Raw genomic sequence first — 15227 nt, 5'->3', positions numbered from 1 at the left:
GTTTGCGATTATCTTTGTCGAGTAACTTGTGGGAATGCTTCCTACGTCAGCATGACAAGTTTGCGGAATGTTGAGACGTAAAAAAGTTATTGCGAGGAATGAAGCAAATGCATTTCAAATATTTCACACAACACCACCCAATATTTGTCATGCTGATGAAGGAAGCATCTCCGCATGGTATTTCGCAACGTTTGCGATTATCTTTGTCGAGCAACTTGTGGGGATGCTTCCTTCGTCAGCATGACAAGTTTACGGAATATTGGGATGTCAAAAAATGTTAGATGCTGACGCTTTAGTATATCCAATTTAATTTTATTTCTTGACTTTCATTACAATCTTTAATTTTTGAAATTATTGATTTGCGATGTGCGTGACCAATCATGAAAATTGCTTTTTTATATTCATATCTTTTACTGAAATCATAGATATTTTGAAGCATAACATTTTCACGCTTTTCATTTACATCATTCCAGCAGTTAAATATTTCCTTAAAATTTTCATCATTTAATTCTTGAACTTCGTTTTGAATAGCACCATAGATTCCATCATTGATTCTCATACAATCATCACTATTTATAAAACTGAACCCATATGAGTAAGTATAATTTCTTTTTTGATCAATGAGGTTTCTAAAATCAAACCCATTTCTATTAAGACTTCCTTCAACCTTACTAATTAGTTTTTTATAATTTTGAAAAAAAGTTTCGCTTGGAATATCCTCAAAATCCACTGGAACATGCCTAAATTGAGCACTTTTCAAGTACATAATAATTGCGCTAGTCTCTAAATTGCTCTGCCTTTTTGCTATATAAAATTTTTCATAAAATGAAGGTGGAAGTTCTTCAAATATTACTTCTGGCTCAATCTGTTTAAAAAGTTTTAGCAATTCAGATGAACTACACATACCGTTTTCTGCATGAGTGGTACAAATTAGATGAATTGAGTGCATAAATTTTGATTTTAAACAAGAGGTTTTCGCGCTTGTAGCGTGTGTTAGCGGTAATTTATTTTTTTTTAACAGATTTGTCTTTTTCCGAATTAGAATTCTGTTTCATCATCAAAACTATATTATCTACCTTTTTGTCAATATTTTTAATTGATTCGTTATTACTTTTCAAAGTAAAATATGCAATTATTCCTGTTGTTAATGATGCAATAATTGCAGTGATAATTGGCATTAAAAAACTATTTTTCTGTAATCGTGCAATTTGCTTATCGTGAAGAGTTATAGCTTGATCAATTAGTTTTTGTGTTTGGTCAATTGACAGTGGTTCACGCTTATCATTTAAATCTGGTTTTACTAATGACCTAAATAACAAAACGACACTATCTCCGGCTACATTGAATTTGAAAAATTCTGGATGTTCTGTTGCAATTTCAAACCAGTCTTTTGCCGATTTAGGTTTGCCATTTAATGTTTTAGTCAATCCATCATTCTTTCTAAATGAATAATTATCGTCGATACCAAGAACAGAAATTAATCTTATAACATCTGAAAGTCTGTTTTGTTTCAAATATTCATATTTAGAAAATAAAGTCATTTTATATTTTTTATAATGTTAAACATAAGTGGTTACGGGTGTGTTAAATTACCGATAACTTGTATATATGTCTGATAAAAATCAGACATATAATTCCAATTTAGATAGCTTAGTCTGAAAGCTATATCTTTCTATCATTCCCAAATATAAGAAATAACAGTCACAAACCTACAAAATATAAATTTCCCTTTTATCATTCAGTACTTCGCGTCTCTGCGCCTTGGCGAGCTCAATTTTGCACCAAGACTCAAAAACACAAAGCCCACAGAATCCAAAACTCCGAAAAAACCAATAAAAAAAGTCGGAGCCACCACAGTAGCTCCGCCTTTTTAAAACCCTTTAAATTCCAAAAGAAAAATTATTCTCTAGGCAGTATATCATCTATTTTATCATGCTTGATAATTTTGGCATTGACCATAAAATAAACATACTCCGCGATGTTAGTACAATGCTCTGAAATGCGTTCCAAATGTTTTAAAACAATTATCAGATTCGTTCCAGAAACAACCGCCTTGGAATTCGTTTTCATTTCATTGATAATTTCATGAATGGTACCTTCCGATTTGTTTTTGATTTCTTTGCTCAAAACAAATATCTCTCCAATCGTGCTTTCCTGACGCGTTAAAAAATAATTGTTTGTTTTTGCAGTAATCAATTCCACCTGTTTGGTTATATCGCCAACAGAAAACTTCACAATCAAATCGTGCTTTTCTTTTATGTTTTTTGCCTTTTTTACAATGCTTAAAGATAAATCACCAATACGCTCAATCTCATTGCTAATCTGCATTGCCGACATAATAAAACGCAGATCCGAAGCTACTGGCTGTTGCAGTGCAAAGATACTCTGACAGATTTCGTCAATCTTGACATCCAGTTTATCGATTTTGCTTTCCGTTTTCTTTATGATTTTCTCTTCAGCCACACCCGGCTCCTGCAGAAGTATCTTGACAGACTCACTGACTTGGCTTTCTGCCAGCTGTCCGATTTTTTCAATAATGCCTTTTAATTTTTCTAATTCTATTTCGAAATGTGATGTCATCTTTTTTTATTTAAAAGTTTAAAAAATTTAAAATTGTTTAAATGTTTAAAAGTTTAAAAGTTTAATAATTCAAGGGAAATTATACTAAATAACGAATAAACATCACTCCCCGAGAACTAAACAATCAAACCATATTAAACTAATTTTAAACAATTATCCAAATCTTCCTGTAATATAATCTTCGGTTTGTTTTTGAACAGGATTTGTAAATATCGAATTTGTTTTCCCCATTTCTATCAGATTCCCCATATAAAAGAAAGCGGTCTGGTCGCTCGTTCTGGCGGCCTGCTGCATATTATGAGTAACAATTATGATGGTGTACTGCTCTTTTAACTGATGTATCAGTTCCTCAATTTTCGAAGTAGAAATAGGGTCTAATGCACTGGCTGGCTCATCCATCAAAATAATGTCTGGGCTTACCGCCAATGTTCTCCCTATACACAAACGTTGTTGCTGACCGCCCGAAAGCCCAAGTGCAGAGTCGTCCAATCTATCTTTCAGCTCGTCCCAGATAGCAGCCTGACGCAAAGAGGTTTCTACAATTTCATCCAACTGCGTTTTATCTTTTATACCGTTGATTCTTGGACCGTAAGCAATATTTTCATAAATAGATTTTGGAAAAGGATTGGACTTTTGAAAAACCATTCCAATCTTTTTGCGGATATTAACAACATCAACATTTTTATTGTAAATATCAATTCCTTCCACAAGCATTTCGCCTTTAATAGAAACATTCGGAATCAAATCATTCATTCTGTTGATACATCTCAAAAAAGTAGATTTCCCACAGCCCGAAGGTCCAATCAAGGCAGTCACTTTATTGGCAGGAATTTCCATTGTGATTTCGTTAAGTGCTTTTTTTTCACCGTAATACAGTGATAAATCATTAACTTTTATTTTTATGTCTTTCATATTTTATATCTAAAAGGATAATTTTTTTATGAGCAAATTATTATTTCGCTTTTCTTCTGATTCTTGCTCTGATAATTACTGCAACAACATTTAGTGATAATGTCAAAATTAACAGCACCAAAGTAGTAGCAAACTGTATCGGCATTGTTTTCTCCACATCCGAAGACTGGGTCGACATAATATAAATATGGTATCCCAAATTCATAAATTGATCGCTCAAAGAGCCTGGCAATGTAGCCAAATAGTATGCTGCTCCCGTAAACAGAATTGGTGCAACTTCGCCCGCTCCCCTGCTTACCGCAAGAATAGTTCCCGTCATAATTCCGGATACCGATTCGGGCAGAATCACTTTGCGGATTGTCTGCCATTTAGTTGCACCAAGTGCAAGACTTGCTTCTCTCATTTCTCTCGGAATCGTTTTTAGAGCTTCTTCGACAGAAACGATAATAACCGGCAGCGTTAATAAAGACATCGTTAAACTTGCCCAAAGAATATTAGGCTGTCCCCAGCGAAGCTGTCCGTCATTGAGAACGGTATCAGCACCTGCACCGATAAACTGTATGAAAAATCCAAGTCCAAAAAGACCAAATATAATAGAAGGCACAACAGCCAAAGTGCGTACTGAAAATCGAACCGCTGCCGCAAATTTAGAATTTTCACCGGCATATTCTGTCAAGTAAAGTGCTGTAATAGTACCGAAAGGAACTGCTGCAATAGACATTACTATAACCAAAATAAAAGTTCCGATTAAGGCTGGAAAAATTCCTCCTTCGGTCATTCCGTTGGTTGGAAAAGAAGAAATAAATTCCCAGGAAAATTTGGTACGGCCTTGATATACTATAATTCCCAATATAATAAAAAGGATAGCAATAATAAGGATTACAGCCAATTGGGTTATCCCAATGAAAAATTTCCCTTTTGTTTCTGAAACATTTTTTTTACTGGAAAAAAATTGATTTTCTGTTTGATTTACAACTGTATCCATAACTATTTACCTTGGAATTTTTTCAATAATTTACCTTTCACATAAAACTCCGCTACTGCATTTAATGCAAATGAGAAGATAAAAAGCAATGAGCCAATAAAAAACAATACACTGTAATGCGTTTCTCCAAAAACCGTTTCGGCCATTTCAGAACCGATGGTTGCTGCAAACGTACGCACGCTTTCAAAAGGATTCGCAGAAACTAAAGCTGCATTTCCTGTGGCCATCAGCGCAATCATGGTTTCCCCAAAAACCCTTCCTACTCCGAGCAGCAACGCTGCAAAAATACCAGGCGTTGCTGCCGGTAAAACCACAAAAAATGCAGTCTGCCATTTACTGGCTCCCAAAGCTAAACTAGCTTCTGTATAAGTTTTCGGAACAGCTGCCAGCGCATCTTCCGAAATAGTATAAATAATTGGAATTGCTGCCAAAGCCATGGCTATTCCGCCAATAAAAGCATTCAGTCTGGAATCATATCCAAAAACGTCCTGAAAGAAACTTGCCAATACCATCAAAGCAAAAAAACCAATAACAACTGATGGGAAAGCAGCCAGCATTTCGATAATAGGCTTAATGATTTCCTTAACTCTTTTGGAAGCGAAACAGGAAGTGTATAAAGCTGCCAAAACAGCCAATGGACCAGCAATAAGCATGGCGATAATAGTGACTTTCAAAGTTCCTATCAACAATCCTAACAATCCAAATCTAGGATTATCAGATACCGGCACCCATTCTGTAGTGAAGAAAGTACTCCAAGTCTTGTCTGCTCCTTCTTGATTTTGTGAAACTACTTCTGTTGTTTCCTCGGATGGGGAAACAGATAAATCTTCTTTTGGAGTATCACCGTACGATTCAGGTTTCAGCTCTTCATTGGAAACAGATTCTGTACCATAGGTTTCTGGTTTTAATTCAGCTTCTGGCTCGGTACCGTAGGATTCGGGCTTCAATTCTTCGGAAGCAGTTCCATAAGTTTCTGGCTTATTAGCAGTTATCACTGAAGCCTCGGTTTTTTCTTTGGAACCAGACTCAGAATTGAATAATGGCAATGACTCTTTAAAAACAAAAATGAAGATTAAAAAGATAAATGCTATAGATAAAAACGCTACAGATGAAATAATTTTTTCGGCAAGAAACTCAGAAATCCTGAACTGCTTCTTTAAGCTTTCTTCTGTAAAAGTGGTTGTTTTTGGAGATAATTGGGATGGAGAATTCATTTTATTTATTTAGGAATTCGTATAAAAAAATGTCTGCTTAGAGAAATTTACCGACTGTTTTTTAATATGTTGCAGTTGTATTTGTTTCATTTTTGCAAACATAAATATCCCCCGTTTCAATATAAAATGAGGGATATTTTACGTAGTATTACTTTAAAGGATAATATCCAACTTCGGCAATCAGACCCTGACCTTGAGAACTCAAAATCCAGTCGATAAAAGCTTTAGTTTCTCCTGTTGGTTTTGCTTTAAGGTACATATATAGGTACCTAGTAATTGGATAACTGTTATTTTTGATTGATGCAACTGATGGCAAAATACCTTTGCTTTTAGCATCTTTCTTCACGGCACAATCTTTCACACCTTCTGCATAAGCAGAACCTCCGTAACCAATACTGTATTTGTCTTTTTTAACCGCATTAACGATCGCTGCAGTACCTGGCAGAGTTTGGCATCTTGGCGAAAAATCAGTTTTAACTACGTGATCTTTAAAAAATTCGAAAGTTCCTGAGCTGCTTTCTCTTCCATACAATTGTATTTTGGCATCGGCACCGCCTACTTCTTTCCAATTCGTTATTTTACCGGAAAAAATATCTCCTATCTGTTTCAAAGTCAATTCGGAAACCGTATTTCCTTTATTAAGAAAAACTGATAAACCGTCTTTGGCACAAGGAATTTCAACTCCCATTGAATTGTATTTTGATTTCAATTTCTCAATTTCAGATGATTTGATCGGACGGCTGGAATTAGCAATATCTGTTGATCCGTTAATTAAAGCTGCCAATCCTACTCCAGAACCTCCGCCTGTTACCTGAATAGAAGTCCCCGGTTTTTTCTTCATATATACTTCGGCCCATTTTTGAGACAAAATAACCATAGTATCAGAACCTTTTATCGTTACTTTATTTATAGTAGTAAATGAAAATCCAATAATCATTACTGCCATTAATAGAATTGCTGTTTTAAATTTAGCTGTATTCATTTTTAAGTGTCTTTTTAATTTTGAACAAAAGTAAAACCGCAACGTTAAGCCTATGTTAAGTAAGCATTATTCAATCTTTACTATTTGGGTGTTTTTACACAAATTTTACAATAAAACAAAAAAAAGATAACCAACCTCGTTTTTCAAAAAACTGATTATAAACAATATAAACCAAAAAAAAGGCAGTTTCAATTTTATGAAACCACCTTTTCTATAAATAATTTTCCTTTATTTTAGGCTATAATTCTAAAAATTAATCTGTGCCTGTAACCGCAGTAAATTTCCCTGCTGTCTGTTATCGTGCAGTGCGCTGTCTTCAAATGTTCTGTCTGCGACAACCCATTCTGCGGTCAATTCGAATGCTTTTAATGGCTGCCATTCCAAGCCAAATTCATAATCTCTAACTACATAACTTCTGGCATCTTTTTCAAACTTTTTTCCTCCGTCATAATATTGAAACTTTGCAAAAGGATATAAAAATTGGTGTTTTGCTAAATTCAAATCCCATTTATAATTTAAGGTTACATAACCTCCGTTCAAATTAGTAACTTCCACAGCATTAGTAAGTTTGTCGTAGCGAGGTCCTTTTCCGATATTATATTCTGTCTGAATCCCGAATGGTTTTGGATACAATACAAACGTAGCTCCAACTCTTTGATCAGTCACATACTGTTTGTTGAAATTTGTTATTACGCCCGAAGATATTTCGTTAGTGAAAGCCCATTTTCCTGTATAAGCCTGCAAACCTGGTTCTATGATCTGGTTTCCAATAACAAATGGATAAGTAATTCTGGCTACAACATGCAGATCTCTATTGGCTTCGGTTTTGTTTACATTTGATCCGTTAAAAGCTCCGAATGCAAATACTCCATAATCTCCTGAACCCTTGTATCCGTCTTTTACAAGCATCGCAAAACGTTCTCTAATTTCGGCTGGAGCCCAATAAAAAATCACACCTAAATCTCTTTCGTTTGGTATTCCACTGTTTAAGGCATCATTACGATCTAAAGTCAAACGATTCTGGCTGGACTGCAGATTTTCGAAACCAAATGGCATTTTACTTTGTCCAATTCTAACTCTGTATTCCCTTTTTTTATCAAAAGAAACATCAGCGTAAGCATCTCTAAGCTGCGCAAAATTAAGAATACCTGAAGATGGCGAACTGGCAAAATCCGGCTGAATATAAATAAAAACATTTGGATGAACCTGCCCTGAAAAAACAAGTCGGGCACGTCTTATAAAGAATCCGTTATTGGATTTAGCATCTGGTTCTGTTGAAGTGGTTCCCCAAGATTTATCACATTGCTCACAAGAAACTTTATCATTAGTAGAGAATAATCCGTTGTATCTTACCTGAACATAACCGCGAAGAGAAATCTTCTTGTACCAGGCATCTTTTTCCTCTTTTTCTTTTTCGGCCTGTTTTACCTTATTGGCAGAATTTATGGAATCTAAAACACGGATTACTTCTCTTTGGATTTCAGCATTCCTCTTATCTTTATCCTGCGCATTTATTGAAAATGAAACAATTAATAAACTTGCAAATAAAATTTTTTTCATCATGACTTATGATTTATTATTTTTTTTGCAAAGGTGAAGCTGTTATGTTAAGCTAATGTTAACACAATGTTATTTAGACAACAATTTAATGTTAATCGTCTTTTTCTGAAGTAAAAATTTTATCTTTTTCTTTTAAAATTTAATTTATTTATCTTAAAATCAATGAGTTAGTACTCTTTAAATTATAATTACCAAATGTTTAATTTATTTCTTTTTTAGACCGAATTGGTCTGTAATATATGTTTTTTCAAGTGTAAAAGAGAATTCAGAACCTATTCCGAATTCACTTTCGACATATATTTTCTCTTTATGAGCCTCAATAATATGTTTTACTATCGAAAGTCCTAGTCCTGAACCTCCTTCGGTTCGCGCACCGCTTTTATCTACTCTATAAAAACGCTCAAAAACACGTGATAAATTATGAGCTTCGATCCCCTCTCCATTATCCGAAATTCGCACCAAAACTTTTTTATTGGTTAAGTTGACAATTGAAATTTCGGTTAAACCGCCTTCTTTTCCATATTTAATGGAGTTTACAATCAAATTCTCAACTACCTGCTGAATCTTGTCTTTATCTCCATTTACAAAAATGGGCTGTATGTTATCATTCTCAAATGCTAAAGTGACATTCTTTTTATCAGCTTTCATCTCTAGCAGATCAAAAACATTCTTAATCAGTTTAACAATATCAAATTTTGTAAATTCAAGATTTAAATCACCTGATTCTAATTTGGTAATCATATCCAGATCTTCAACAATATAAATTAACCGCTCGACTCCTTTTTCGGCACGTTTCAGGTATTTTTTTCTAATGGTTTTATCTTCCATTGCGCCGTCAATAAGTGTTGACAGATATCCCTGAACAGTGAATAACGGTGTCTTAAGCTCATGAGAAACATTCCCTAAAAATTCTCTGCGGTATTCCTCACGTATCTGCAGCATTTCGATTTCCAGCTTTTTATCTGTAGCAAACTTCTTTACCTCTCTGGTCAAAGTTTCCATATCAGTATTAATTGGCTTGTTGATAAATGTACTGGATTCTAACAAAGAAACATCATCGTAGATTTTTTTTACTCTTCTATATATAAAGCGCTCTACGCGATACTGCAAAACGAAAAACGAAAATAAGTAAACACAAAATAGTGTAATAAATCCCAGCAGCATCATACTGCTAAAAGACGATTTAAAAAATATTCTGCTAAGGATCATCGAAAATCCCGATACAAATAAACTGATATACAATGCTGATTTTATAGCAAACTTGTAACTTTTTTTGAAACTGATTTTCATTATTGATTTAGGCGCGCGCATTATTGTTATTGAAAAAACTTTTACAGCTGTTCTGCGATTTAAAACTAAAGCACAAAATTTCTAAGATTCTAAGTTAGAGAAAAAAGCTTTACCGCCCTTTCTAAACGCCAATAAAATACTTCCCAATAATACGAGAAGTTTCTTTATTTTTCAAAAACGTTTTTATTCTCAGTTTCTTAGACACTTAGTTTCTATAAAAAAATTAAGCTTCAAACTTATAACCTACCCCTTTTATGGTTTTGAATAGATCATCACCAATTTTTTCACGAAGTTTTCTAATATGCACATCAATAGTTCTGCCTCCAACAACAACATCATTACCCCAAACTTTGTCAAGAATCTCTTCTCTTTTAAATACTTTTCCAGGCTTAGATGCTAATAAGTAGAATAATTCAAACTCTTTTCTTGGCAATGCAATTTCCAGATTATCCTTTACAATTTTATATTCTTCGCGATTAATTTCGATTCCGCCTACATTAAGTGTTTCGCTGCTTTGATCCTGCTCTTTTAATCTTCGCAACAAAGCCTTCACTTTACTAACCAGTAATTTTGGTTTTATTGGTTTAGTAATATAGTCATCAGCGCCAGCATCAAATCCTGCCACTTGAGAGTAATCTTCATTTCGTGCAGTAAGGAAAGTTATGATAACATTATTTAACTCAGGAATTTTTCTGATATTCTCGCATGCTTCCATACCATCCATTTCCGGCATCATAACATCCATTATAATAAGGCTGGGAATTTCTTTTCTGGCTTTTTCAATAGCATCTTTACCATTAACTGCGGTAACTATTTGATAACCTTCCTGTGCTAAGTTATAGCCTACAATCTCCAAGATATCCGGTTCATCATCAACCAGAAGAATCTTTGTGTTTCTTTTCTTCATATATAGTAGCAAAAAATTAAGCTTTTTTTATCATATAACCTCTAAATAGTTAACAATAACTTTTTATTGCAGTGTAAAAGTAACAATAAACTATTATTAACAGTATTAAAAAGACTGACTTAACCTTAATTTAATATGGTAACAATTTCATAATAATTATGACATTGATTCATAACGAATGGTTAACACAAAGACTAGATTCCTGCCATTTCTTTGCCAAAAATTAAATACTACTAAAATGAAATTAAAATTTCTATTGTTTACACTTTTTATTTGTGTTATCGGTTTTTCGCAAAATAACGGAACCATAACAGGTGTTTTATTAGACAAAGATTCCAACAATCAGCCGTTACCTTTTGCAAATGTTGTGATAAAAGGAACAAAAATTGGTGCTAATACTGATATTGATGGAAAATATACAATTGCAATCGCTCCTGGAAGTTATACTATTCAATTTAGCTTCGTGGGTTACGAATCAACAGAAACTCAGGTAACCGTTAAACAGAATGAAACTGTTGAAGCAAACAGTTCATTAGGATCAGGAAGCTACAAATTAAAAGATGTAGTCGTTAAATCCAATGGAGGCGGAAGAGAAAAAGAAACTGCATTATTATTAGAACAAAAACAAGCAGTCGTTATCAAACAAAGTATTGGAGCGCAGGAAATGTCACGTAAAGGAGTCAGCGATGTAGAAGAAGGACTAACAAAAATTACTGGAATTACTAAGGTTGGTTCCCGCGGATTATTTGTACGCGGATTGGAAGACCGTTATAATAATCTATTGATTAATGAATTAGCGGCACCAACGAATAATCCATTTTCAAAAATTGTGCCTTTGGATTTGTTTCCAACGAATATTGTTGGAACAATTGATGTTTACAAAACATTTAATCCAAATATCTATGGAGATTTTGCCGGAGGAACTTTTAATATACAAACATCAAAAGTAAACAAGAGTGTTACCAAATTAAATCTTGGTTTTGGTTACACTACCGGAAACAGCCTTAAAGAATTCTTACTTTCTCAAGATGCCGAAACACCGCAGGGATTTTGGGGTTTTAACGGAAGTGAAAGAGAACTGCCAAGCTTTTTAGGCGAAAAGGCGACACGAAAAAAGTTCACAACTAACCAAGCTTTACAATCAGTAAGCAATGACAAAGGTTTTAGTGTAATTGAACAAAAAAGTCCTTTGAATACAAGTATCAATCTTTTGCATGCTGAAAAATTCAACTTGAAAAACAACAATGCTTTCTCTTATTTACTTTCTTTAAACTATGATAATAACTTTGCAGTAAGAGAAGGTGTGGACAGAACAATCGATTTACAAACTTCGGGTTCAAAGTATGTAAACAATTTCATCACTACTGATTATCGTTTTAAAACAACAAACTCAGCATTGATTGGATTAAATTTCAATACAGACAGACTTAAATTATCTTTTAATACAATGTACATCCGTACTACATTAAACTCTATAAAAGATCAATTCGGTCAATCTGGAGGAACTGCAATTCAAAACACGCTTATCCGTACGAATCAGTTAGACAAAAGTGATTACTTAAATGGACAATTGTTAGGTGAATATTCAATAACTGAAGACAAAAATCAAACCATTAAAGCTGGAGCTTCATACGCAGTTACAAAATATGAGCAGCCGGATAGAAAATTCTTTACAGGTATTAAAGAAAGTGAAGATTTGATAAGCACTTCATATGGCGGAAATAATTTTTTACGTCAGTATTTAACGGTAGATGGTGATTCATTTTATTCTGCTTTAGCAGAGTATAATTTAAAATTCGGAAACGACAAACAAAACAAATTAACAATTGGTTATAATGGTAACGCATCATCGATGGAATCTTCATACCGTTTTGTTGCCAGTGCCAGTGAAAGCGGTGGTATTTCTTCAAGCATAAATGATATTGATCCACAGATAATTAATGACATTTTAGCTCACAAAGTAACTTTTAACGAAAGTTCTAATGCTACTTACAAAGTTAAACTTGACGAAATGGCTAATGCAGGTTATGCAAATCTGTTTTGGAAATTTGGAGAAAAATTGGAAGCAAATGCAGGAATTAGATTTGAAAACACAACTAAAGAGACTCATTACAGAACATTGGGAACTTTTGATGCTGATTTTAAAGTATTAAAATACGACAACACTTATTTCTTACCATCGTTAAACTTAAAATATCTATTGACGGAAACTGCTAATATTCGTTTTGCAGCCAGTAAAACATACAGCCGTCCAGTTATAATGGAAGCTTTTCCTATATCATACATAAATGCTGATGGAACTTCAACGCAGGGAAATTCTATTTTGAAAAACAGCGACAATTATAATGCTGATTTAAAATATGAACTGTTCCCTACTGCAAAAGAAGTCTTTGCTATCGGACTATTTGGAAAACACATTATCAATCCAATCGAAAAAACATTTGTCTCTAACGCTACAACAGGAACCATTACTACTTTCCTAAATTCTGAAAGTGCAAATTTATTTGGTCTTGAAGCTGAATTCATTCTTGGTTTAGAAAGAATTGACGAAAGCTTAGGTAATTTTTCATGGGGATTTAATGCTACTTTGATGTCGTCAAAAGTTTCTGTAAGTCCTACTTCTGAATCGATAGATGAGGACGGAGTTATTACCGACAAACCTACTATTGAAACTCACCAGTCAAGATCATTACAAGGAGCTTCCGATTGGATAGTTAATTCGGATCTAAAATATGAATTCAGTTTTAGCAACGATTGGACCAACACTATCTCTTTAGTTTATGGTGTATTTGGCAAAAGAATATTTGCTGTAGGAACAAATGGTCAGGACCATACTTACGAACTGCCGGTACAGCAATTGGATTTTGTATGGGGAAGCAAAATTTCTGAACATTTTGATGTAAAATTCACAGCTGACAACTTATTAAATCCATTACGAAAATTAGAATTCGGAAATGATGGAACTATAAAAGTAGACGAACAGTCTCTATTAGCAAGCAGCTATAAAAAAGGAATTGGATTCTCATTAAAACTAGGATATACTTTTTAGAACCTAATTAGATTACAACAAAGTAAAAGCTCCGAAATTCGGAGCTTTTTTTATTCGAATACACGATATATTATTGAAAATCAAATCCAAAAGGAAAGCACAAAGTTCGTAACATTATCTTCACATTAACATCGTCTTATAATAACTTTAATGTAATGTTCTGATAACTCCCTAAGAGAATTTTGCCAATACATTTGTTAAAAATAAAAAACAAAATATTACAAACTATGAAAACAAAATTTTTAGCTTTAGCAATGTCTTTAGGCTTATTATTCGCATCATGTAGTAGTGATGATGATACAATAACAGTTCCAGAAACAGCACCGTTAACTGGTACCGAAAGTATTATCATAGGCGGAACAACTACTTTTTCAAGTACTACTCCAGGCGGAACTTTTTCAAGTGCCACTCCAGCAGTAGCAACTATTGATGCTAAATCTGGTGTAATAACAGGAGTTTCTGTTGGATCATCTGTTATCACATATAACGTACCAGGATCTGAAATCGTAACAAGAACGGTAACTGTAACTGCAATACCAGTTGCGACAGGAGATATAAAAGGACCAATTACTGCAAGTATAACTTATCCTTATGGAAATTATAAATTAATCGGGATTGTAAAAATCAACAATGGTGTTACAGTAACTTTCGAAGCAGGATCCACAATCACAAGCGACAAAGAAAACGGAGATAATGCTTTAGTTGTTTTGAAAGGCGGGAAATTGATCACAAAAGGAACAGCTGACAAACCAGTTGTATTTACAGAAAAATCAAAAGTTCCAGGATCTTGGGGAGGAATTATTATGTATGGTGATGCTCCAGTAAATGTAGCTGGCGGAAAATCAACTTCTACTTCAGAAGATGGAAACAAAATTACTTACGGCGGAACAACTGCAAATGACAACAGTGGTTCATTAGTGTACACAAGAGTTGAATATGCAGGTGCAAAATTAGCTGATGGAGATAAAGAAAACAACGGTTTCACTTTCTACTCTGTAGGTTCAGGAACAACTTTAGATCACTTAGTATCTTATAAAGGTGCTGATGATGGATACGAATTCTTCGGAGGAACTGTAAGTATGACAAACGCTATTTCTTATGGTAACTATGATGATGCTTTTGACTGGCAAGATGGATGGCAAGGTTCTACTAATACAAACTGGTATGCTTACCAAACAGGTAAAGGTAACTACGGTATGGAAATCGAAGCTTCTTCAAATGATAATGCTTACGGACCAACAGTAAAAAACATTACTCTAAAAAGAGAAGCTGGAAATGAACCTGAAACAGGTGACAATCAAGTTGATGCTTTCCAATTCAAAAAAGAAGGAAATGGGACATACAGCAATATCATCATTGATGGTTACGGAAACTTCACAAATAAAGGTGGTACAACTTTCAAAGGTAGTGCAGTAAGTATTCTTGATGGTGTTACAAATGATCACCAAGTAAAAACAGGAAAAATTAAACTTACAGATGTAAAAATCACTAACACTACAAATATTTTACCAATTGGTGCTACTGATTTAATTGTAGTTGCTTTCCCAGAAGGAAACTTCACTCAAAGCGCTACAGCTACAGGGGCTTCACTAACAGCAGGTGCTTGGTGTACAGTAGATGGAGTTAATTTATTAAAATAAAACTCTTTAGTTAACTAAACCACTCTGCACTGAAAGTGCAGAGGTTTGTTTTACGAGGGACTGAAAGTCCCTCATTTTTTCATTCGAGAATGAAATTTGAATTATCAT

At 34.0% G+C, this 15227-nt stretch carries 12 protein-coding genes; 2 read left to right on the top strand and 10 right to left on the bottom strand.

Going from position 1 to position 15227, the window contains the following annotated elements; genetic code table 11:
* Window positions 1-292: 292 nt before the first annotated feature.
* From C8P67_RS05125 to C8P67_RS05080, 10 genes are all read right to left on the bottom strand, one after another.
* Window positions 293-949, bottom strand: a complete 657-nt coding sequence (locus tag C8P67_RS05125; protein WP_147298199.1) for a hypothetical protein — start codon at window positions 947-949, stop codon at window positions 293-295.
* 55 nt (window positions 950-1004) lie between these two features.
* Window positions 1005-1541 (bottom strand): hypothetical protein, encoded by a 537-nt coding sequence (locus C8P67_RS05120; RefSeq protein WP_115811079.1) that lies wholly within the window; start codon window positions 1539-1541, stop codon window positions 1005-1007.
* Between the two features lie 358 nt (window positions 1542-1899).
* Window positions 1900-2580: a phosphate signaling complex protein PhoU gene (gene phoU / locus C8P67_RS05115; RefSeq protein WP_115811077.1), complete on the bottom strand. Its 681-nt coding sequence runs from the start codon at window positions 2578-2580 to the stop codon at window positions 1900-1902.
* Between the two features lie 153 nt (window positions 2581-2733).
* Window positions 2734-3492 carry a phosphate ABC transporter ATP-binding protein PstB gene (gene pstB / locus C8P67_RS05110; protein ID WP_115811075.1) on the bottom strand — a complete coding sequence of 253 codons (759 nt, stop codon included), beginning with the start codon at window positions 3490-3492 and terminating at the stop codon, window positions 2734-2736.
* 40 nt (window positions 3493-3532) lie between these two features.
* Window positions 3533-4477, bottom strand: a complete 945-nt coding sequence (gene pstA, locus C8P67_RS05105) for a phosphate ABC transporter permease PstA (protein WP_115811073.1) — start codon at window positions 4475-4477, stop codon at window positions 3533-3535.
* A gap of 2 nt (window positions 4478-4479) precedes the next feature.
* The gene (gene pstC / locus C8P67_RS05100) at window positions 4480-5691 is read right to left on the bottom strand and encodes a phosphate ABC transporter permease subunit PstC (RefSeq protein ID WP_115811071.1); all 1212 of its coding nucleotides are present in this window, start codon (window positions 5689-5691) and stop codon (window positions 4480-4482) included.
* A 148-nt stretch (window positions 5692-5839) separates the two neighbouring features.
* Entirely contained in the window at window positions 5840-6673 is an 834-nt protein-coding gene (locus C8P67_RS05095; RefSeq protein ID WP_115811069.1) for a phosphate ABC transporter substrate-binding protein, read from the bottom strand.
* 246 nt (window positions 6674-6919) lie between these two features.
* Entirely contained in the window at window positions 6920-8236 is a 1317-nt protein-coding gene (locus C8P67_RS05090; RefSeq protein WP_115811067.1) for a porin, read from the bottom strand.
* A 201-nt stretch (window positions 8237-8437) separates the two neighbouring features.
* Window positions 8438-9523 carry a sensor histidine kinase gene (locus C8P67_RS05085; protein ID WP_115811065.1) on the bottom strand — a complete coding sequence of 362 codons (1086 nt, stop codon included), beginning with the start codon at window positions 9521-9523 and terminating at the stop codon, window positions 8438-8440.
* Window positions 9524-9746: 223 nt separating this feature from the next.
* Window positions 9747-10430: a response regulator transcription factor gene (locus C8P67_RS05080; RefSeq protein WP_115811063.1), complete on the bottom strand. Its 684-nt coding sequence runs from the start codon at window positions 10428-10430 to the stop codon at window positions 9747-9749.
* A 238-nt stretch (window positions 10431-10668) separates the two neighbouring features.
* Between C8P67_RS05080 and C8P67_RS05075 the strand changes: the two genes are divergently transcribed.
* Window positions 10669-13479 (top strand): TonB-dependent receptor, encoded by a 2811-nt coding sequence (locus tag C8P67_RS05075; RefSeq protein WP_115811061.1) that lies wholly within the window; start codon window positions 10669-10671, stop codon window positions 13477-13479.
* Between the two features lie 227 nt (window positions 13480-13706).
* Window positions 13707-15119 (top strand): hypothetical protein, encoded by a 1413-nt coding sequence (locus tag C8P67_RS05070; protein ID WP_211319887.1) that lies wholly within the window; start codon window positions 13707-13709, stop codon window positions 15117-15119.
* The last annotated feature ends 108 nt before the right edge of the window (window positions 15120-15227 follow it).

The organism is Flavobacterium aquicola, assembly GCF_003385115.1.
Taxonomy (GTDB): Bacteria; Bacteroidota; Bacteroidia; order Flavobacteriales; family Flavobacteriaceae; genus Flavobacterium; species Flavobacterium aquicola.
This window is presented reverse-complemented; position numbering and strand designations above follow the sequence as displayed.

What these genes read in the sequence shown, in the direction of transcription:
- C8P67_RS05125 (WP_147298199.1), bottom strand. Translation starts at nt 949, where the DNA reads ATGCACTCAATTCATCTAATTTGTACCACTCATGCAGAAAACGGTATG.
- C8P67_RS05120 (WP_115811079.1), bottom strand. Translation starts at nt 1,541, where the DNA reads ATGACTTTATTTTCTAAATATGAATATTTGAAACAAAACAGACTTTCA.
- phoU (WP_115811077.1), bottom strand. Translation starts at nt 2,580, where the DNA reads ATGACATCACATTTCGAAATAGAATTAGAAAAATTAAAAGGCATTATT.
- pstB (WP_115811075.1), bottom strand. Translation starts at nt 3,492, where the DNA reads ATGAAAGACATAAAAATAAAAGTTAATGATTTATCACTGTATTACGGT.
- pstA (WP_115811073.1), bottom strand. Translation starts at nt 4,477, where the DNA reads ATGGATACAGTTGTAAATCAAACAGAAAATCAATTTTTTTCCAGTAAA.
- pstC (WP_115811071.1), bottom strand. Translation starts at nt 5,691, where the DNA reads ATGAATTCTCCATCCCAATTATCTCCAAAAACAACCACTTTTACAGAA.
- C8P67_RS05095 (WP_115811069.1), bottom strand. Translation starts at nt 6,673, where the DNA reads ATGAATACAGCTAAATTTAAAACAGCAATTCTATTAATGGCAGTAATG.
- C8P67_RS05090 (WP_115811067.1), bottom strand. Translation starts at nt 8,236, where the DNA reads ATGATGAAAAAAATTTTATTTGCAAGTTTATTAATTGTTTCATTTTCA.
- C8P67_RS05085 (WP_115811065.1), bottom strand. Translation starts at nt 9,523, where the DNA reads ATGAAAATCAGTTTCAAAAAAAGTTACAAGTTTGCTATAAAATCAGCA.
- C8P67_RS05080 (WP_115811063.1), bottom strand. Translation starts at nt 10,430, where the DNA reads ATGAAGAAAAGAAACACAAAGATTCTTCTGGTTGATGATGAACCGGAT.
- C8P67_RS05075 (WP_115811061.1), top strand. Translation starts at nt 10,669, where the DNA reads ATGAAATTAAAATTTCTATTGTTTACACTTTTTATTTGTGTTATCGGT.
- C8P67_RS05070 (WP_211319887.1), top strand. Translation starts at nt 13,707, where the DNA reads ATGAAAACAAAATTTTTAGCTTTAGCAATGTCTTTAGGCTTATTATTC.